Annotated in this window: 17 protein-coding genes; 14 read left to right on the top strand and 3 right to left on the bottom strand. The window is 71.7% G+C overall.

Annotated elements, in window-relative coordinates; translation table 11 throughout:
• Nucleotide 1: 1 nt before the first annotated feature.
• The 3 genes from ABZT02_RS23320 (at nucleotide 2) to ABZT02_RS23330 (ending at nucleotide 2292) form a co-directional block, all read left to right on the top strand.
• A complete protein-coding gene (locus ABZT02_RS23320) occupies nucleotides 2-1168 on the top strand; it encodes a glycerophosphodiester phosphodiesterase (RefSeq protein WP_356020090.1) in 1167 nt (388 codons plus the stop codon).
• Nucleotides 1169-1242: 74 nt separating this feature from the next.
• On the top strand, nucleotides 1243-1749 hold the full coding sequence (locus ABZT02_RS23325) for a sigma-70 family RNA polymerase sigma factor (protein WP_356020093.1): 507 nt from the start codon (nucleotides 1243-1245) through the stop codon (nucleotides 1747-1749).
• A 45-nt stretch (nucleotides 1750-1794) separates the two neighbouring features.
• A complete protein-coding gene (locus ABZT02_RS23330) occupies nucleotides 1795-2292 on the top strand; it encodes a GNAT family N-acetyltransferase (protein ID WP_356020095.1) in 498 nt (165 codons plus the stop codon).
• An 87-nt stretch (nucleotides 2293-2379) separates the two neighbouring features.
• On the opposite strand, the gene ABZT02_RS23335 is transcribed toward ABZT02_RS23330, so the two are convergent.
• The gene (locus ABZT02_RS23335; RefSeq protein ID WP_356020097.1) at nucleotides 2380-2811 is read right to left on the bottom strand and encodes a hypothetical protein; all 432 of its coding nucleotides are present in this window, start codon (nucleotides 2809-2811) and stop codon (nucleotides 2380-2382) included.
• Entirely contained in the window at nucleotides 2792-3151 is a 360-nt protein-coding gene (locus ABZT02_RS23340; RefSeq protein ID WP_356020099.1) for a hypothetical protein, read from the bottom strand. The genes ABZT02_RS23335 and ABZT02_RS23340 overlap by 20 nt, the downstream gene beginning before the upstream one ends.
• Nucleotides 3152-3220: 69 nt before the next feature.
• Between ABZT02_RS23340 and ABZT02_RS23345 the strand changes: the two genes are divergently transcribed.
• From ABZT02_RS23345 to ABZT02_RS23385, 9 genes are all read left to right on the top strand, one after another.
• Entirely contained in the window at nucleotides 3221-3871 is a 651-nt protein-coding gene (locus ABZT02_RS23345) for an HAD family hydrolase (protein ID WP_356020101.1), read from the top strand.
• Between the two features lie 318 nt (nucleotides 3872-4189).
• Nucleotides 4190-5221, top strand: a complete 1032-nt coding sequence (locus ABZT02_RS23350) for an ATP-binding cassette domain-containing protein (protein ID WP_356020103.1) — start codon at nucleotides 4190-4192, stop codon at nucleotides 5219-5221.
• Nucleotides 5218-5943, top strand: a complete 726-nt coding sequence (locus tag ABZT02_RS23355) for a methionine ABC transporter permease (protein WP_356020105.1) — start codon at nucleotides 5218-5220, stop codon at nucleotides 5941-5943. Before ABZT02_RS23350 ends, ABZT02_RS23355 begins: the two co-directional genes overlap by 4 nt.
• Nucleotides 5944-6010: 67 nt before the next feature.
• Nucleotides 6011-6841, top strand: coding sequence for a MetQ/NlpA family ABC transporter substrate-binding protein (locus ABZT02_RS23360; RefSeq protein ID WP_356020107.1), 831 nt, complete (start codon nucleotides 6011-6013; stop codon nucleotides 6839-6841).
• 156 nt (nucleotides 6842-6997) lie between these two features.
• On the top strand, nucleotides 6998-7636 hold the full coding sequence (locus ABZT02_RS23365; RefSeq protein ID WP_356020110.1) for a GNAT family N-acetyltransferase: 639 nt from the start codon (nucleotides 6998-7000) through the stop codon (nucleotides 7634-7636).
• Nucleotides 7637-7753: 117 nt separating this feature from the next.
• Nucleotides 7754-8965, top strand: coding sequence for a precorrin-6y C5,15-methyltransferase (decarboxylating) subunit CbiE (cbiE, locus tag ABZT02_RS23370; protein WP_356020112.1), 1212 nt, complete (start codon nucleotides 7754-7756; stop codon nucleotides 8963-8965).
• Nucleotides 8966-9342: 377 nt separating this feature from the next.
• Nucleotides 9343-13341, top strand: a complete 3999-nt coding sequence (gene cobT, locus ABZT02_RS23375) for a nicotinate-nucleotide--dimethylbenzimidazole phosphoribosyltransferase (protein ID WP_356020114.1) — start codon at nucleotides 9343-9345, stop codon at nucleotides 13339-13341.
• 167 nt (nucleotides 13342-13508) lie between these two features.
• Nucleotides 13509-14750, top strand: coding sequence for a uroporphyrinogen-III C-methyltransferase (gene cobA / locus ABZT02_RS23380; protein WP_356020117.1), 1242 nt, complete (start codon nucleotides 13509-13511; stop codon nucleotides 14748-14750).
• Nucleotides 14751-14813: 63 nt separating this feature from the next.
• Entirely contained in the window at nucleotides 14814-15632 is an 819-nt protein-coding gene (locus ABZT02_RS23385; RefSeq protein WP_355751859.1) for an RNA methyltransferase, read from the top strand.
• Between the two features lie 46 nt (nucleotides 15633-15678).
• Here the strand turns inward: ABZT02_RS23385 and ABZT02_RS23390 are convergent, their stop codons facing one another.
• Nucleotides 15679-17100, bottom strand: a complete 1422-nt coding sequence (locus ABZT02_RS23390) for a serine/threonine-protein kinase (protein WP_356020155.1) — start codon at nucleotides 17098-17100, stop codon at nucleotides 15679-15681.
• A 196-nt stretch (nucleotides 17101-17296) separates the two neighbouring features.
• Here ABZT02_RS23390 and ABZT02_RS23395 point away from each other — a divergent pair, with 196 nt between their 5' ends.
• Both ABZT02_RS23395 and ABZT02_RS23400 read left to right on the top strand, forming a co-directional pair.
• Complete coding sequence (locus tag ABZT02_RS23395; protein WP_007380750.1) at nucleotides 17297-17572, top strand: hypothetical protein; 276 nt, start codon at nucleotides 17297-17299, stop codon at nucleotides 17570-17572.
• A gap of 196 nt (nucleotides 17573-17768) precedes the next feature.
• A complete protein-coding gene (locus tag ABZT02_RS23400) occupies nucleotides 17769-17951 on the top strand; it encodes a hypothetical protein (protein ID WP_356020120.1) in 183 nt (60 codons plus the stop codon).
• The last annotated feature ends 457 nt before the right edge of the window (nucleotides 17952-18408 follow it).

Below are 18408 nucleotides of genomic sequence, written 5' to 3' on the forward strand. Positions count from 1 at the left end.
CATGGGATCGCAGGACGAGCACATGGACGGCACGGGACGGCGGGCACTTCTCGGGGCCGCGATGTTCGGCGCCGGGGGAGCGGTCCTGGGTCTCTCCGGGACCGCGAGAGCCGCGACCGCCGGAGCCGCCGGGCACGGCGGCGGACTGAAGAGCCTGCCCGTGCCGACGGTCATCGGCCATCGGGGTGCCAGCGGCTACCGCCCCGAGCACACCTTCGGCTCCTACCAGCTCGCCCTCGACCTGGGCGCGGACATCGTCGAGGCCGGCGACCTCGTCCCCACCAGGGACGGCCACCTCGTCTGCCGCCACGAACCGGAGATCGGCGGCACGACCGACGTCGCCGACCACAAGGAGTTCGCCGACCGCAGGAAGACCAAGGTCCTCGACGGTGTCTCCACCACCGGCTGGTTCACCGAGGACTTCACGCTCGCCGAGCTCAAGACGCTCCGCGCGATCGAACGCATCCCGGCCAACCGCCCGCACAACACCCTCTACAACGGCCGCTGGGAGATCCCCACCTTCGAGGAAGTCCTGAAGTGGCAGGACGAGCAGACCCGCAGGCGCGGCAAGCAGGTCTGGATCTACCCCGAGACCAAGCACCCCACGTACTTCCGGGGGCTCGGCCTGGGCCTGGAGGAGCGGGTCGCCAAGCTCTTGCGCAAGCAGGGCAAGGACAGGCGCAACTCCCCGGTCATCCTCCAGTCCTTCGAGCCGACCAGCATCCAGCGCCTGAACAAACTCGTCGACAACCCCCTGGTCGTCCTGCTGTCCGCCGCGAACACCCGCCCCTTCGACTTCGTCGCGACCGGCGACCCGCGCACGGTCGCCGACCTCATCACCCCCAAGGGCCTGAGGGAGATCGCGGGTTACGCCCAGGGCATCGGCCCGACCCTCGACCTGGTCATCACGAAGAAGGCGGACGGAAGCCTCGACAAGGAGACGACCCTGGTCGCCGACGCGCACAAGGTCGGGCTGATCCTGCACCCCTACACCATGCGCAACGAGAACCCGTTCCTGCCGACGGAGTACCGCAAGGGCACCGACGCGGACGCCTACGGAGACGCCTTCGGCGCCTTCAAGCGGTACTTCGCCACCGGCATCGACGGCGTCTTCACCGACAACGCCGACACCGGCGTCCTGGCCCGCCAGGACTTCGTCAACGGCTGAGCCGGCACACCCCGATGGGGGTGACTTACGGCCGCCCGGGCAACCCGCACCCGGGCGGTCGTGTCGTACCGCATATGACGCACGACTTGGTCACCACCCTGCGCCCACTGCTCACCGCCGAGGCCTCCGCGGAGGCACATGCCGCCGGTACGGAACCGGCCGATCTGGAGCAGGCGGTCTGGGTCCGTCTTCTGGAGCACCTGGAGACCCAGGGCCCGCCCCTCGATCCGCCCGGCTGGCTCCGCCGCGCCGTCCGCTCGGAGTCCCGCCGCAGCCGCCGTACGAGCCGCCTCGAACGGCCCTACGACACCGAGCCCGCGGCCGACGACGACCTCACTCCCGAACAGCTCACCCTCGCCGCGGCCCGGCGCAGGGCCCTGCACGACGCGGTGCGCCGCCTGCCCGGCCGCTGCCCCTCGCTCATGGCGGCCCTCCTCTCCCCGAGGGACCTCACCTACCGGGAGATCGCGGGGGAGTTGGGTATCTCACAGGGCAGTCTCGGTCCGGAACGTTCCAGATGCCTGGGATGTCTTCGCCGATTGCTCCCACCGGAGGTTGCGGCGCACCGGGGGCGGGGATAGGAGTGGGGGACAACAGGCGATCAGGTGAGCGGGAGGCGTGCGCACATGGGCATGAGCGTGACCATCTCTGCGGCGGCCGAGCAGGACGCGGAGCAGATCTTCAGGCTGCAGTACCTGTGCTTCCAGGGTGAGGCGGCGCTGTACGGCAACTACCGCATCGATCCGCTCGTCCAGACCCTGGACTCGGTCCGTGCCGAAGTGGCCTCGGACTGTGTCTTCGTGGCCCGCCTGGGAGACGAGGTGGTCGGCTCGGTCCGCGGCCGCGTCACCGAGGACGGCTCGGCCGCCATCGGCAAACTCTGCGTCCACCCGCGCCTCCAGGGCCACGGCATCGGCGCCCGCCTCCTCCGGGCGGCCGAATCCGCCCTGGCGGAAGAGCGCGGCGCCACCAGCTTCCGCCTCTTCACCGGCCACCGCAGCGAGGGCAACCTCCGCCTCTACCGCAAGGTCGGCTACCAGACGGTGGGCACCTCGGAGGGCGCGGACGGAGTCCCGATGATCGTCCTGGAGAAGCCCGCGGGCGCATACGCGGCTACGGCTTGATGTCCTAGGGGCGCGGGGCTGTGTCGATCTGCGGCTCCGCCGCGCGGGCGCGACCAGCCACGACGGACCGGATGCCGCCACTCGACCTCAGGCGGCATCCCCCGTACGCACACCCTTCCGAAGCCAGTAGATGGCCGACAGGGGAAGCAGCACGGGGATGAACAGATACCCCATCCCGAAGTCCGACCACACGGTCGCATCAGGAAACGCGGACGGCTCGACCAAGGTCCACGTCCCCACGGTCAGCACACCCAAGAGCTCCAGAACACAACACGCGAGCGCGGCCTTGCGCGCCGTCTCCCCGCCCCGCACCAACGAGTACGTGATGAACCCGTAGACCACACCCGCCACCGCGGACAGCGAATACGCCAACGGCGCCCGGTCGAACTCCGTGGAGATCTGCACCGCCGACCGCGACACCGCCCCGACCACCATCACGCCGTACAACCAGACGAGCAGCGTCCCCGGCCCACTGGTCAGCCGCCGTCGCCGACTCACCTCAGCCTCCCCAGATGTCATAGAGCCGCACCTCCAGAACGGCCAGCACCACACCGCCGGCGGCCACCGTCGCCGATCCCCACCGCGTCCGCTCCGCGAGCGACATGAACCCCGCCGCCGGCACACAGGCGAACGCGCCCAACAGATAGGCGACGAAGATCGTCGTCCCCTGCTCCGGCTTCTCGCCCCGCGCGAGCTGCACGATCCCGATCACCAGCTGGACCAGCGCGAGCACCGACACCACGGCCATCCCGATGAAGTGCCAGTCCTTGGTCGGCTGATCACGGTAGGCGGCCCAGCCGCACCAGGCGGCCAGCAGCAGCGCGGCGACGCCGGTCACCAGCGTCAGGGCATCAAACATGCGGCGAGCCTATTACGGGTCAAACGGCCTGATGCGGCCGCCCCCGCACCGCACCGTAGGGTCGAGGACATGAAGATCCATGCCGAAGCCCTCCTGTTCGACAACGACGGAACCCTCGTCTCCTCCCTCGAATCCGTCCACCGGTGCTGGACGCGCTGGGCGGAGGAGTTCGGCATCACCCCGGAGGCCTTCGCACGGGTCGAACTGCACGGACGCACCGCAGTGGAGATAGCCGCCGAACTGCTGCCCGGCGACGTCGTGCCGGCGGCCGTCGCGCGGATCGAGGATCTCGAGGTGTCGGACGTACCCAACGGCGGTGTGTATCTGCTGCCCGGGACCACGGCCTTGCTGGACTCCTTGCCCGCCGACCGCTGGGCCGTCGTCACCTCCGCCACCCGCCGTCTCGCCGAGGCCCGGCTCGCGGCCGTCGGCATCCTCCCCAAGACCCTGATCGCCGCCGACGACGTCACCCGTGGCAAGCCCGACCCCGAGCCCTACCTGCTCGCCGCCCGGCAACTCGGCGTCGACCCATCCCGCTGTGTCGTCTTCGAGGACGCCCCCGCGGGCCTGCGCGCCGGCCGCGCGGCCGGTATGACCACCGTGGCCTTGACCACAACCCACCAGGCCCACGAGCTCGACGCCGACCTGGTGGTCGAGAACCTGTCGGCCCTGTCGGCCCTGGTCACCGCCGAAAACGTGGAGATCTCCGGCCGGTCCTGAACCCTGTCCACCGCTGTCCGTCATTCGGACAGCGGGTTCTTGGTCGCTCCCATACGTCTGCTTTACTGATCGCATGACCATGACGAGCTGCCGCACCCTTGCGACCGAGGCGACCATGACGCCCGGTGCTCGTTGTATGTGTCGAATGTGCGCCTGCTAGAGGGCCCCCGCACCACTCCCGCGCTCGCGCCCCGAAGCGAGCCGCCCCGGCACGTCCGTACGCCGTGAACGCCGTACGTGACCCATGTGCCCGCGCACGACTTCTCTCCCGTACCAGGGCACACCCACGCCCGCGTACTCGACAGTGACGGAAACCCAGTGATCACGACAACAGGCCTGACCAAGGTCTACCGCTCGCGCGGCCGTGAGGTCACCGCCCTGGACGGCGTCGATCTGCACGTCCGCGAAGGCGAGGTGTACGGCGTCATCGGCCAGTCCGGCGCCGGCAAGTCCTCGCTCATCCGCTGCGTCAACCTGCTGGAGCGCCCCACCGCCGGCACCGTGACCGTCGCGGGACAGGACCTCACCGCCCTCGCGGGCCGCGGACCGCGCGCCGGCAAGGAGCTGCGGCAGGCGCGCAGCCGTATCGGCATGGTCTTCCAGCACTTCAACCTGCTGTCCACCCGGACGGTGCGGGACAACGTCGAGCTGCCGCTCGGAATCCTCGGCAAGTCCGGCAAGGAGCGCTCCCGCAAGGCACTCGACCTGCTGGACCTCGTCGGACTCGCCGACAAGGCGGGCGCCTACCCGGCCCAGCTCTCCGGCGGCCAGAAGCAACGCGTCGGCATCGCCCGCGCCCTGGCCGGCGACCCCAAGGTGCTCCTGTCCGACGAGGCCACCAGCGCCCTCGACCCCGAGACCACCCGCTCCATCCTCCAGCTGCTGCGCGACCTGAACCGGCAGTTGGGCCTCACCGTCCTGCTCATCACCCACGAGATGGACGTCGTGAAGTCGGTCTGCGACTCGGCCGCCCTGATGGCGAACGGACGGATCGTCGAGTCCGGCACGGTCAGCGAACTGCTCGCGACCCCCGGCTCCGAGCTGGCCTCCGCGCTCTTCCCCGTCGGCGGCGACGCCACCGGCGAGGACCGGACCGTCCTCGACGTCACCTTCCAGGGCGATGCTGCCACCCAGCCGGTCATCTCCCAGCTCTCGCGCACCTACAACATCGACATATCGATCCTCGGTGCCGCCATCGACACCGTCGGCGGCCTCCAGGTCGGCCGGATGCGCATCGAACTGCCCGGCCGCTACGAGGACAACGTCGTGCCGGTCGGCTTCCTGCGTGAACAGGGTCTGCAGATCGACATCGTCGGTGAGCCCCAGCTGGTGAAGGAAGGTGCCAAGTGACCTGGTCCGAGATGCAGCCCCTGCTGGAGCAGGCGTGTTGGGACACCCTCTACATGGTCGGTTGGTCCACGTTCATCGCCGTCGTGGGCGGGCTCCCGCTCGGCGTCCTCCTCGTCCTCACCGACCGCGGCGGACTCCTCCAGAACGTCGTCGCGAACAAGGTCATCGGGCAGGTCGTGAACGTGGCCCGCTCGATGCCGTTCATCATCCTGATGGTCGCGCTGATGGGCTTCACCCGCTCGATCACCGGCACGACCATCGGCCGCGAGGCCGCCATCGTGCCGCTCGCCATCGGGGCGATCCCGTTCTTCGCGCGCCTCGTCGAGACGGCTGTCCGTGAAGTGGACGGCGGCCTGGTCGAGGCCGTGCAGTCGATGGGCGGCAACACCTGGACGATCGTCCGCAAGGTCCTCGTACCGGAGGCCCTGCCGTCCCTCATCGCCAGCACCACCACCACGATCGTCGCCCTCATCGGCTACTCCGCGATGGCCGGCACGGTGGGCGCCGGCGGCCTCGGCGACATCGCCATCCGCTACGGCTACCAGCGCTTCGAGACCCAGCTCATGTGGATCACCGTCGCGATCCTCGCCGTCGTCATCTCGCTCATCCAGTTCGCCGGCGACTACGCGGCCCGCTCGCTGCACAGCCGCGGCGGACGCTCCGGCCCCGCGCCGAAGCTGCGGCTGCTGAAGGCCTCCACGGCGGACACCAAGACCGTCTGAGACACCCCGAAATCTTCCCGTGCACCCCATCGCGGGATCGCTGCACCCAAAAGGAAAGGCACTTTTCGTGCGTAACACCGCAAAGCTCACCACCGCCGTCCTCGCCGCCGGAGCGCTCACCTTCGGGCTCAGTGCCTGCGGTTCGTCCGGCTCGGACTCGGCCTCCGACACCAGCGGACCCCTGGTCGTCGCCGCGAGCCCCACCCCGCACGCCGAGATCCTGAACTACGTCAAGGAGCACCTGGCGAAGAAGGCGGGCCTCGACCTGGAGGTCAAGGAGTTCAGCGACTACACGACGCAGAACCCGGCGACCGAGGACGGCTCGGTGGACGCCAACTACTTCCAGAACCAGCCCTACCTCGACGACTACAACAAGAAGCGCGGCACCCACATCGTGCCCGTCGTCACGGTCCACCTGGAGCCGCTCGGCCTCTACTCCCACAAGGTCAAGAGCACCGGCGCCCTCAAGAGCGGTGCGACGATCGCCGTCCCGAACGACAGCGTCAACGAGGCCCGTGCCCTCAAGCTGCTCGACGCCAACAAGATCATCACGCTCAAGGCCGGCGTCGGCAACGAGGCCACCCCCGCCGACATCGCCAAGAACCCGAAGAACCTGAAGTTCAAGGAGCTGGAGGCGCCCCAGACCCCGCGCTCCCTGGACGATGTCGACGCGGCCGTCATCAACGGCAACTACGCCATCGAGGCCGACCTCAAGCCCGCCTCGGACGCCCTCGTCCTGGAGTCCGCGAAGAACAACCCGTACGGCAACTTCCTCGCGGTGAAGGACGGCAACGAGGACGACCCGCGCGTGAAGAAGCTCGCCAAGCTCCTCACCTCGCCCGAGGTGAAGAAGTTCATCCAGGACAAGTACGCGGGCTCGGTCATCGCGTCCTTCTGAGCGACGTAGGGCTACCTGCGCGTATACGACGTATCGCCACGCACGGGGTCCACTCGCTCACCATGTGTGGGCCCCGTGATGCGGTTCAGTGCTTTCATGCTGCATGCTGGGCAGTTCAGCAGGCCCCGCAGGTTTCCGACGGTTACGGAGTGGCGCATGAGTGGCACCTTCCCCAACATCTCCATCAGCACGGAGCGGTTGGTGCTGCGCCCCCTCGACGAGGACGACGTGCCCGCACTGGCCGAGATGATGAACGACGAGCAGGTCGGGGCCTGGACCGACGTCCCCCAGCCGTACAGTGAGGAGCAGGCGCGCGGCTGGATCACGCGGTACGCGCCGACCGAGCGGGAGACCGGCCGCGGAATCACCTTCGCCGTCACCGAGTTCCTCACCCAACGCCTGGTCGGCGTCGTCCAGCTCGCCAAGACCAACTGGCACGTCCGCTCCACCGAGTTGTCGTACATCATCGCCCCCTGGGCCCGCGGCGAGGGCTACGCCTCCGAGGCCGCGCTCGCCACCGCCCAGTGGCTGTTCACCGACCAGAAGATCGAGCGGATCGAGCTGCGCACGGCGGCCGACAACACCGCCTCCCAGCAGGTCGCCCAGAAGATCGGCTGCATCAGCGAGGGTGTCCTGCGCGGCGCCTGTATAGCGCGCGTCCGCGCCGACGACGGCACCTGGAGCGACGTCCGCACCGACTTCATCGTGTGGAGCCTGCTGCCCGAGGACCTCGACGGAGCGGGCGATCAACTGGCCGACACGGACGGCTTCACGACGTACTCCGACTGGAACTGACCGCATTCGAACTCAGGCCGGCGAAAGCGCTTCCCGGGCACAGCGGGTACCCTCACCAAGCCGCCCGCGGGCTGCCCACCGACGACGGCCTGCGCACACCCTGGAGACTGAGAGACGATGGCCGACCGGGTCACGGTGATCGGCTGGGACGGCTCGCCGCTGACCGCCGCGGCACGCTCCGCCCTCGGCGCCGCCACGCTCGTCGCGGGCGCCGCCCACCACCTGGCACTCCCCGAGGTACCACCCACCGCCGAACGTATCCGCCTCGGCAGCCTCGCCCTCGCCGCCCGCCGCATCACCGGCCACCGCGGCACCGCGGTCGTGCTCGCCGACGGCGATCCCGGGTTCTTCGGCGTCGTACGGACCCTGCGCGCACCCGAGTTCGGCCTGGAGGTCGAGGTCGTCCCCGGCGTGTCCTCGGCCGCCGCCGCCTTCGCGCGGGCCGGAATGCCCTGGGACGACGCCCAGGTGGTCGTCGCCCACCGACGCACCCTGCGACGCGCGGTGAACGTGTGCCGGGCCCATCCCAAGGTCGCCGTCCTCACCTCGCCCGGCGCCGGACCCGCCGAACTCGGACTGCTGATGGAGGGCGTCCACCGCACCTTCGTCATCTGCGAGGAACTGGGCACCGACCGCGAACAGGTCACCGTCGTCACCTCCGACAAGGCCGCCGACCACACCTGGCGCGACCCCAACGTCGTCATCGTCATCGGCGGCACGGCCGCCGTGACGGAGGACGGCGGCTGGATCGCCGGCCGCGACCCGGCCGCCGCGCCGCGCGGCTGGACCCTGCCCGCCGAGTCCTACGGCGGCCTCATGGGCGAAGGCGAACTGGAACCGCTCCGCGCGGCCCAACTCGCCCGGCTCGGACCGCGCGTCGGCGACCTCGTGTGGGACATCGGCTGCGGCAGCGGCGCCTTCGCCACCGAGGCGGCCCGGGCCGGGGCCGCCGTCATCGCCGTCGACCGCGACCTCAGGGCCTGCGAGCGCACCGAGGCCAACGCGCGCGCCTTCGGGCTCCAGGTCCAGATCGTCCCCGGCACCGCCCCGCACGTCCTGGAGAACCTTCCCGAACCGGACGTCGTCCGCGTCGGCGGCGGGGGAGTGGCCGTGGTCTCCGCGGTCGCCGACCGGCGCCCGCAGCGCATCGTCGCCCACGCGGCCACCCGCGACGAGGCCGAACTCGTCGGCCGGGACCTCACCGAACACGGCTACCGCGTGGAGTGCGCCCTCCTCCAGTCCGTCGAACTCGACACCCGGGCCTGGACGGAGACGGAACGGAGCGTCGCGTTCCTGCTCAGCGGGGTACTCCCGGACCGTACGGCCTGACGCCGCCGGTCGGTGTTCCGCCGTCCCCGTGATCCTGTTGTCGTACTGCGCGCGGTAGGCTGGCCGACTGTTGTACCGCTCCCGGCTGCCCGGCATTCGTTCGTCAATGTCCGGAAAGCGCGCCCGTTTTGGGGTGGGTGCGGTACGGCAGAACCGGAGGACGCGCAACGTGGCGCAGTCCACAGCGGGCTGTCGCGGATCAACCTGTCGCGACGGGGCAACGGCCGGGACAATGCCAGTTAATGGCTTTGTCGTCTTTCTCGGCGGGCCGTTCGTGCCGCTGGGCACGCACGCTCGTTCTTCATCACGGGGGCGGTCGGTGCGCCGTCCCCGGTGAGCTGGTCGTAGAAGCACTAACCGATGGGCGAGGGGTACGCATGACCGACACCGGCCAGGTTCCGGGCGAGGGACTGCCGGAGAACGCAGGCATGGTGGAACAGCCGGGCGTCCCCGCGCCGGGTGCGTACACCTACCTCTCCGAGACCACCGCCGAGGACGAAGACCTGTTGCTGCTGCCGGGCGCCCAGAGCCCCTGGGGCAACGAGGTCGCCCCGCCCGCCCCGGAGCCGGTCGTCGAGACCGTCCACGAGCCGGGCCCGCACGAGATGGCCGGCCGCGACAGCGGAGCGCACGACATGAGCGCGGTCCGTATGCTCCAGGCTCCTACGGTGCCCATCCCGCCCATCACGCCCCGCCGGCCACTGCACCTCGGCCCGCCGATCCCCGACGCCTCCGCGAGCCCGGTCCGCTCCCTCGCCGACCGCGGCCCCGCGGGCGCACCGGTACGGCAGGCGGCCGCGCCCGGCCCCGAGTACTTCGAGGCCCCGCAGCCGCAGGGCGCGGTCCCGTGGGGCGCCCCGGCCCAGGCCGCCGTCCAGACGCCGGTGAGCACGGTGGCCCCGGCTGCCGAAACGGTTGTTCCGGCGCCGGAACCGGTGAACGCGGCGCAGGCGGCGGTGGCCGGGCCGGCTTCCGAGGCGGAGGTCGCCGGGTACGAGGTTCCGGTTGCTCCGGTTGCTCCGGTTGCGTCGGTACCGGATGCCGGACCGGGCCCCGAGGCCGTGCACGCGCCCGAGCCCGCGCAGGCTCCGGCGGCCGAAGCGGGCCTGAACGTGGCGGACGGTTCGGGGCCCGACGGAGCGCAGCCCGTGGAGGGCGAGCCCGCTGACGGTGACCTCAGCGAGGGACAGGTGCCGGGCGACGGCTCCCTGCCGGGCGGGGTTCAGCCCGCCCCCGCGGTCCTGCCTGACGACCCCGGCCCCATGCCCGAGGCGGCCCAGGTCCCTGACGTCGACACGGCTGTCGCAGCGCCGGATACGGTCGAGGCCGCTGAAGCCACGCCGGTGATCCAGGACGTTCAGGTGGGCGAGACACCCGAGCAGGTGCCCGCGCCCGAGGCCGTGCCCGCCGTGGAGGCCCCTGCCGCGGAGGCCGACGCCGACGCCACCGTGCCGGTCGCCGAGGCTGCCGTGCCGGAGGCCATCGTGTCCGAGCCCGTGGTGTCCGAGGCTGTCGTGTCCGAGCCCGTCGAGTCCGTCGCTGCCACTGAGTCGGACACGGAGGGTCAGCAGGCGGCGGCTGCCGTCGCCCCGCACGCTGTTGCCGTCCAGGAAGCGGTCGCGCCGGAAGCGGTGATGGTCGAGGAAGCCGCCGTTTCCCCGGAGCCGGGCGCGGTTCAGGACACGGAACCCGTGGCGGTGCAGGAAGCCGACCCGTCCCAGGAAGCCCTGGTCGCTGCGGACGCGGCCGCTGCCCAGGAAGCCGTCGCAGCCCCGGAAACCGCAGCTCCGGAAGCCGCACCCGTCGCCCAGGAAGCCGTCGCCGCGACCACGCCGGAGGCCTCCGAAGCCGTGACTCTCCAGGCTCCCGCGCAGGAGGCCGGGTCCATTCCGCAGCCGGTGGAGGACGTCACCGCACCGGCCGAAGGGCTCCCGGCTCCCGAGGAGGACCACTTCGCCGCCGAGGCCCCCGAGCCCCTCCCCGTCGAGCAGGCGGCGCCGGTGGCTGAGCAGGTCCAGGAGCCCGCCCCAGCCGCTCAGCCCGCCGAGGACCCGCAGGCCCCCGACCTCGTCCGCGCGCCGGACCTCGTCCAGGCCGCCCCGGAGCCCGTCGCGGCAGACGCGGCCGACACCGGCGTACAGCCGATGGACCCGTCGGCTCCGGCGGAAGGCATCCAGCAGCCCGAGCCCGCCGCGCAGGAGGAGTTCCCGCCCGCCCCCGGCCAGGCGCCGCAGGGCCCGCAGACGCCGGCCCTTCAGCCGCTCGCGACCGAATTCCCGGAGGCGCAGCCCCAGTTCGCGACCCCAGGGTCCGTCGAGGCTCCCGTCGTCCTGCCCGTCGGAGTTCCTCTGGAGCCCCAACCGGGCCAGCCCCTGGGCGAGTTCGTGCCCGTGGACGGATCGGTGCCGACCACCCCGCACCTCGCGCCGACCCCGCCGCACCCCCTGTCGGTCCCCACGGACGACGCACAGCAACCCGTGGTCCCGGCCCCGCGCGAGGCGGGCGGCGACCCCCAACTCGCGCAGCAGGCGGACGACCTGGAGACCCGGGCGGCCGATCAAGAAGACCAGGAACACCAAGTAGGCCAGGAAGTCCGGGAAGAAGTGAGCACGGCCCCCGTGGAAGAACCACGACAGTCCACGGGCCCCGCCGCGCCCGCCTACGACGACGCCGAGCGCGAGGCCGTCCTCAAGGTCATGCGGGAGCGCCGCGACATCCGCAACGGCTTCCGCAGCGACCCGATCCCGCACGAGGTGCTGCTCCGGGTCCTCGAGGCCGCCCACACCGCGCCCTCCGTCGGGCACTCGCAGCCCTGGGACTTCGTCGTCATCCGGTCCGCCGAGACGCGTGCCGCGATGCAGGACCTGGCCCAGCGTCAGCGCGAGGCCTACGCCAAGTCGCTGCCCAAGGGCCGGGCCAAGCAGTTCAAGGAACTGAAGATCGAGGCCATCCTCGAGACCCCGGTCAACATCGTCGTCACCGCCGACCCCACCCGCGGCGGCCGCCACACCCTCGGCCGGCACACCCAGCCGCAGATGGCCCCGTACTCCGCCGCGCTCGCGGTGGAGAACCTCTGGCTCGCCGCCCGCGCCGAGGGCCTCGGCGTCGGCTGGGTCAGCTTCTTCGACGAGCGCGAGATGGTCCGTGCGCTGGGACTCCCCGAGCACCTGGAGGTCATCGCCTACCTGTGCGTCGGCTACGTCGACGAGTTCCCGGACGAGCCCGAGCTGATGCAGGCCGGCTGGTCCAAGCGCCGCCCGCTGTCCTGGGTCGTGCACGAGGAGACGTACGGCCGTCGCGCCCTGCCCGGCGAGGAGCCGCACGACCTGCTCGGCGAGACCGTCGCCCAGATCCGCCCGCTGGACGCCAAGGCGCTCGGCGAGGCCTGGGAGCGGCAGAAGCGGATGACCAAGCCGGCCGGCGCGCTCGGCATGCTGGAGATCATCTCCGCACAGCTGTCTGGGCTCTCGCGGCAGTGTCCGCCGCCGATCCCGGAGCCCGCGGCCGTCGCGATCTTCGCCGGTGACCATGGCGTGCACGCCCAGGGCGTCACCCCCTGGCCGCAGGAGGTGACGGCCCAGATGGTGGCCAACTTCCTCGGCGGCGGGGCCGTCTGCAACGCCTTCGCCAGTCAGGTGGGCGCCGAGGTGTGTGTGGTGGACGTCGGCGTGGCGTCCGAACTCCCGGCCACGCCCGGCCTGTTGCCCCGCAAGGTCCGCGCGGGCACGTCCGACATGACCGCCGGCCCCGCGATGACCCGCGAGGAGGCCAAGCAGGCCATCGAGGTCGGTATCGAGACCGCCCGCGACCTGGTCGCCGCCGGCAACAAGGCGCTCCTCACGGGCGAGATGGGCATCGCGAACACCACCGCGTCCGCCGCCCTGATCTCGGTCTTCACGGGAACCGACCCCGCCGACGTCACCGGCCGCGGCACGGGCATCAACGACGAGACCCTGGCCCGCAAGACCGAGGTCGTCCGCCGCGCGATCGAACTCCACCAGCCGGACCCCGCCGACCCGATCGGCGTCCTGGCGGCGATCGGCGGCTTCGAACACGCGGCGATGGTCGGCCTGCTGCTGGGCGGGGCCTCCCTGCGCACCCCGGTCATCCTCGACGGCGTCAGCGCGGGCGCCGCCGCCCTGGTGGCCCGCGCGATCGCCCCGGAGGTCCTCGCGGCCTGCATCGCGGGTCACCGCAGCGCCGAACCGGGCCATGTGGCCGCCCTGAACAAGCTCGGCCTGCGCCCCCTGGTCGACCTCGACCTGCGCCTGGGCGAGGGCACGGGCGCCCTGCTGGCCCTGCCGCTGGTGCAGAGCACCGCGAGAGCGATGCACGAGGTGGCGACCTTCGATTCCGCAGGGGTGACGGAGAAGTAGCCGCTGCGAGGGGGACTCGGGGATGCCGTCCCCGAGTCCCCCTCGCCCATGGGTCCGTGCCCGGCAACGACGCCCAGCCACCGGACACCCGTGCCGTCCTCCCCTCACGCCCCGTAAAATCCGCACGTCAGGGCCACTGCACCGCCGTAACAGAGGAGCCGCCCCTCATGGCCGAGAACCCCGCCTACCCCGTAGGCCTCCGCCTCACCGGCCGCAAGGTCGTCGTCCTCGGCGGCGGCCAGGTGGCCCAGCGCCGTCTCCCGGCCCTGATCGCGGCGGGCGCGGACGTCCTCCTCGTGTCCCCCTCGGCGACCCCCTCCGTGGAGGCGATGGCGGACGCGGGCGAGATCACCTGGCACAAGCGCCCGTACGCGGAAGGCGACCTCGAAGACGCCTGGTACGCGCTCATCGCCACCGGTGACACGGAGGCCAACACCCGGGCCTCCGCCGAGGCCGAGCGCCACCGCGTCTGGTGCGTCCGTTCCGACGACGCCGACGCCGCCACCGCCTGGACCCCTGCGACGGGCCACAGCGAGGGCGTCACGGTCGCCGTGCTCACGACCAACGCCAAGGGCCGCGACCCGCGCCACACGGCGGCCATCCGGGACGCGGTCGTGGAGGGTCTGCGCGACGGCACCCTCGTCGCCCCCCACCACCGCACCCGCACCCCCGGCGTCGCCCTCGTCGGCGGCGGCCCCGGCGACCCCGACCTGATCACGGTCCGCGGCCGCCGCCTCCTCGCCGAGGCCGACGTCGTCATCGCCGACCGCCTCGGCCCCCGCGACCTCCTCGCCGAGCTCCCGCCGCACGTCGAGGTGATCGACGCGGCGAAGATCCCGTACGGCCGTTTCATGGCCCAGGAGGCCATCAACAACGCCCTGATCGAGCACGCCAAGCAGGGCAAGTCCGTCGTCCGGCTGAAGGGCGGGGACCCCTATGTCTTCGGCCGGGGCATGGAGGAGCTGCACGCCCTCGCCGAGGCCGGCATTTCCTGCACGGTCGTCCCCGGCATCTCCAGCTCGATCTCGGTCCCGGGCGCGGCCGGTATCCCGGTCACCCACCGCGGCGTCGCACACGAGTTCACCGTGGTCAGCGGCCATGTCGCCCCTGACGACGAGCGCTCCCTGGTCGACTGGCCCTCGCTCGCCAAGCTCACCGGCACCCTGGTGATCCTCATGGGCGTCGACAAGATCGGCCGGATCGCCGAGACCCTGGTCGCCCACGGCAAGTCGCCCGACACGCCGGTCGCCCTGGTCCAGGAGGGCACGACGGCAGCCCAGCGCCGGGTCGACGCCACCCTGGCGACCGTGGGCGAGGTGGCCGTCGCCGAGGATGTGAAGCCCCCGGCCGTCATCGTCGTCGGCGAGGTCGTCGCCGTAGGACCGCGGGTGTCGGTGCCGCCGATGTAACCCGGGGTAACCCATCTCTCCCAAGCCGTTGGCACCGCTCCCAGGACAAGGCAGTATCACCCTGTGGCCGATCTCATCACCGTCGATGACCCTGACGACCCGCGCCTGCACGACTACACGGGCCTGACCGACGTCGAACTGCGCCGCAAACGCGAGCCGGCCGAGGGCCTGTTCATCGCCGAGGGCGAGAAGGTCATCCGCCGGGCGAAGGACGCGGGCTACGAGATGCGCTCCATGCTGCTGTCCGCCAAGTGGGTCGACGTCATGCGCGACGTCATCGACGAACTGCCCGCCCCGGTCTACGCCGTCAGCCCGGAACTCGCCGAACAGGTCACCGGCTACCACGTGCACCGCGGCGCGCTCGCCTCCATGCAGCGCAAACCGCTGCCCACGGCGGGCGAGTTGCTCCAGACCGCCCGTCGCGTCGTGGTCATGGAGTCGGTCAACGACCACACCAACATCGGCGCGATCTTCCGTTCGGCGGCGGCCCTGGGCATGGACGCGGTGCTGCTGTCGCCCGACTGCGCCGACCCCCTGTACCGCCGCAGCGTCAAGGTCTCGATGGGCGCGGTCTTCTCCGTCCCCTACGCCCGCCTCGACACCTGGCCCAAGGGCCTGGACTCGGTCCGCGAGGCCGGCTTCACCCTGCTCGCCCTCACCCCGGACGCCAAGGCCAAGACGCTCGACGAGGCCGCCCCGCACAAGATGGACCGGGTCGCGCTGATGCTCGGCGCCGAGGGCGACGGCCTGACCACCCAGGCCCTGGTCGCCGCCGACGAATGGGTCCGCATCCCGATGGCCCACGGCGTCGACTCTCTCAACGTGGGCGCGGCGGCCGCGGTCGCCTTCTACGCGGTGGCCACGGGGCGGCCGCAAGGCTGAGCGGCGTGCAGCCGTGCTTTCGGTCACGGCCGTCCCGGCGAAGCGCTCAGTCCGCCCCGTCGCCGGCCGACTGATTCGGCGGCTCGTGGTCCGGCGACGCGTGCACCTGCCCCTGCCGCTGTTCCCGTACGACACCGTCGCCGCCGCCGAGTCCGCGCGACGGACCCTGGCAGCCCTGGGCCGCGGCGATGCCGAGCGCCACGAGCAGGGTCACGACGACGAACACGAACAGCCGCTGACGCAGCAGGCGCGGGTTCGCGGGGTGCCGCAGCCCCGACTTGGTGCTCCTGGGCGCGGGACGGCCGGTACCGCTGCGCGGCGCGGGTCGGCTGCCGCTGCCGGAGCGGGTCGTGTTCCGAGAGGAGGACGACGGGGCGGGCCGGGAACCGGGACGGGACGCGGGCACGCCATTGCCGCGCGGGGTGCTGCCGCCGCGTGACGGAGCACCACCCCGGGCGGGAACCTGGCCCCTGGCCTGCCCTGAACCACGGGCCGGGGAAGTCCCCTGGGAGCCGGACGTGCCCGACTGCCCCTGGGGGCGCCGCTGGGCGGCCCGCTCCGGGTAGGTGTCGGCGATGCGTCCGGTGGGCCGGTCCGCTTCGCCGGCGCGCGGCGCGGGCGGGCGCAGATCCGGCAGGCCCTGTGCCTCGCGGGCCGCGATCTCCTTGAGCCGCAGCGACAGCTGGAGGGTGCTCGGCCGCTCCTCGGGATCCTTCGCCAGACACGCGCGGATGAGAGGGGCGACCGCGTCGGGCACGCCGTGCAGCTGGGCCTCCTCGTGCACCACGCGGTACAGCATCACCTCGGAACTGCCGTGCCCGAAGGGCGAGTCACCCGTCGAGGCGTACGCCAGGGTCGCGCCCAGGGAGAACACGTCCGTGGCCGGCGTCACCGCGGCGCCGCGCACCTGCTCGGGCGCGAGGAAGCCGGGGGAGCCGACGGCGGTGCCGACATGGGTGAGGGTGGACGCTCCGGTCGCCCAGGCGATGCCGAAGTCGATGATCCGGGGGCCCTTGGGGGAGAGGAGGATGTTCGACGGCTTGAGGTCACGGTGCACGACCCCCGCCTCGTGCACGGCGACGAGCCCCTCCGACAGCGCGGCCCCGATGGAGGCGACCTCGTGGGCGCCGAGGCAACCCTCGTCGGCGACCTTGTCGTGAAGGGAGGGGCCGGGCACGTACTGGGTGGCGAACCACGGACGGTCCGCTTCCAGATCGGCCGCGACCAGCCGGGCGGTGCAGCCGCCGCGGATCCGGCGGGCCGCCGAGACCTCGCGCGCGAACCGTGACCGGAACTCCTGGTCCTCGGCCAGATCCGGCCGGATGACCTTCAACGCGACCCGCTGCCCCTTGCGGTCGGAGCCCAGGTAGACGACCCCCATCCCCCCGGCGCCGAGCCGTCTGTGAAGCCTGAACGAGCCGACGACGCGCGGGTCCTCGCGCCTCAGGCGCATCATCGCCATGTTCATCCCCGCTGCCCGGTCCGTGTGACGAGCCACAGCTTACGTATGTGCGGGCCGCCGCGCGCAGAGGCCGCGCCCTCTCGTCCCGATGGATTGTCAGTGCCGGGTGGGAGAATTGAGGGGTGGTCAGGGAGCCGGAGGGCGGACGGACTTCGGTTCGGATGTGATCCCAACCACCCGTCGCAGAAGGGGGATTGAACCCGTGAAGGGTGATCGCGTGGAGATAGTCGTGGACGCAGGGGACACGACGCGCACCTACGAGGTGGTGGCGAGCAGGGCGGGCCGCCGGGTGGAGACGGCGGTACGCCGAGGTGTCGTGGAAGTGAGCGAAGTCACGCGCAACGGATCGGTGGTGCGGACGGCCCGGTTCATGGCGACCCGGGTGCTGGCCCTCGTGGAGCAGCCGGTGCCCCGTGAGGACAGCTCGGAGAAAGCGGGGCAGACCGGGCGACCCCTCCGGGAAGACCCGGAGACCTAGGTCCCCGTCTCCACCCATGGGAGTACTCCACTGGTCATGGCTCATCCTCGGGGAGGCCCGGCAATCGGTACGAGGGCATGACGTGCGGAGAGCCCGTGACGCCTAGATTTGAGGTCAAGCGGCGGGTGCAGCACTCGTCCCCCGAGGTCAGACACCCGCCGCTGCCAACCACAACAGAACGGTCAGGAGAGGGACCATGGCTCTTACGGCACCGCGGACACTGTCCCGCACACGTCAGCCCCGCCGTACGGGCCGCCGTCACCCGCTGGTGGCGACGCTCATGGCCCTTCCTCTGGCGGTCCTGCTCCTCGTCGTCTTCGACGGCTGGGAGACAGTGACCACACAGGCGTCGTCCGTGGGAGTGATGCTGGGGCGCTGAGCGGCGACCCCAGGCCCGGAAGAGCGGTCCGGGCGGGGACATCCACCCATGAAACCCCGTGGGGACGGGGGTGCGGCGGACGGCAAAATGCCGGCGCAGCTGGGGAGCTGCGCCGGCATTGCTTTGCCCTGTGGGGGTTGGCCCGGGTGGGGTTGTGCGTTGGGCTGCGGCTTGGTGGCGGCGGGTGTTTTTGCGCCGTTCCCCGCGCCCCTGTGCCTGCGGTGGCCTCCGGCGGTTGGGTGGGGGTTTCGGGTCGGGTTGTGGGGTGTCTGCGGGCGGGTGGGGGTTGGTCGCGCCGTTCCCCGCGCCCCTGGTGCCTGCGGCGGCCTGCTTCGGCCCGGTGAGGGCTTTCTGTAGCGCGTGCGGGTGGGTGGGTCGGGGCCGGGGTGGGGGGTGTCCGTCCTCGGTCCGGCGGTTGCTGTCGATTGATCAAGGGCCCGGTGCCGGAGATCGGAAG

It is taken from the genome of Streptomyces sp. NPDC005402, assembly GCF_040606575.1.
Taxonomy (GTDB): domain Bacteria; phylum Actinomycetota; class Actinomycetes; order Streptomycetales; family Streptomycetaceae; genus Streptomyces.

Bases quoted from the DNA above. Each gene is read 5' to 3' on its own strand.
- ABZT02_RS23390 (WP_356020155.1), bottom strand. From the start codon at position 17,100: ATGAACATGGCGATGATGCGCCTGAGGCGCGAGGACCCGCGCGTCGTC.
- ABZT02_RS23325 (WP_356020093.1), top strand. From the start codon at position 1,243: ATGACGCACGACTTGGTCACCACCCTGCGCCCACTGCTCACCGCCGAG.
- cobA (WP_356020117.1), top strand. From the start codon at position 13,509: ATGGCCGAGAACCCCGCCTACCCCGTAGGCCTCCGCCTCACCGGCCGC.
- ABZT02_RS23340 (WP_356020099.1), bottom strand. From the start codon at position 3,151: ATGTTTGATGCCCTGACGCTGGTGACCGGCGTCGCCGCGCTGCTGCTG.
- ABZT02_RS23320 (WP_356020090.1), top strand. From the start codon at position 2: ATGGGATCGCAGGACGAGCACATGGACGGCACGGGACGGCGGGCACTT.
- ABZT02_RS23365 (WP_356020110.1), top strand. From the start codon at position 6,998: ATGAGTGGCACCTTCCCCAACATCTCCATCAGCACGGAGCGGTTGGTG.
- cobT (WP_356020114.1), top strand. From the start codon at position 9,343: ATGACCGACACCGGCCAGGTTCCGGGCGAGGGACTGCCGGAGAACGCA.
- ABZT02_RS23345 (WP_356020101.1), top strand. From the start codon at position 3,221: ATGAAGATCCATGCCGAAGCCCTCCTGTTCGACAACGACGGAACCCTC.
- ABZT02_RS23330 (WP_356020095.1), top strand. From the start codon at position 1,795: ATGGGCATGAGCGTGACCATCTCTGCGGCGGCCGAGCAGGACGCGGAG.
- cbiE (WP_356020112.1), top strand. From the start codon at position 7,754: ATGGCCGACCGGGTCACGGTGATCGGCTGGGACGGCTCGCCGCTGACC.
- ABZT02_RS23335 (WP_356020097.1), bottom strand. From the start codon at position 2,811: ATGACATCTGGGGAGGCTGAGGTGAGTCGGCGACGGCGGCTGACCAGT.
- ABZT02_RS23400 (WP_356020120.1), top strand. From the start codon at position 17,769: ATGGCTCTTACGGCACCGCGGACACTGTCCCGCACACGTCAGCCCCGC.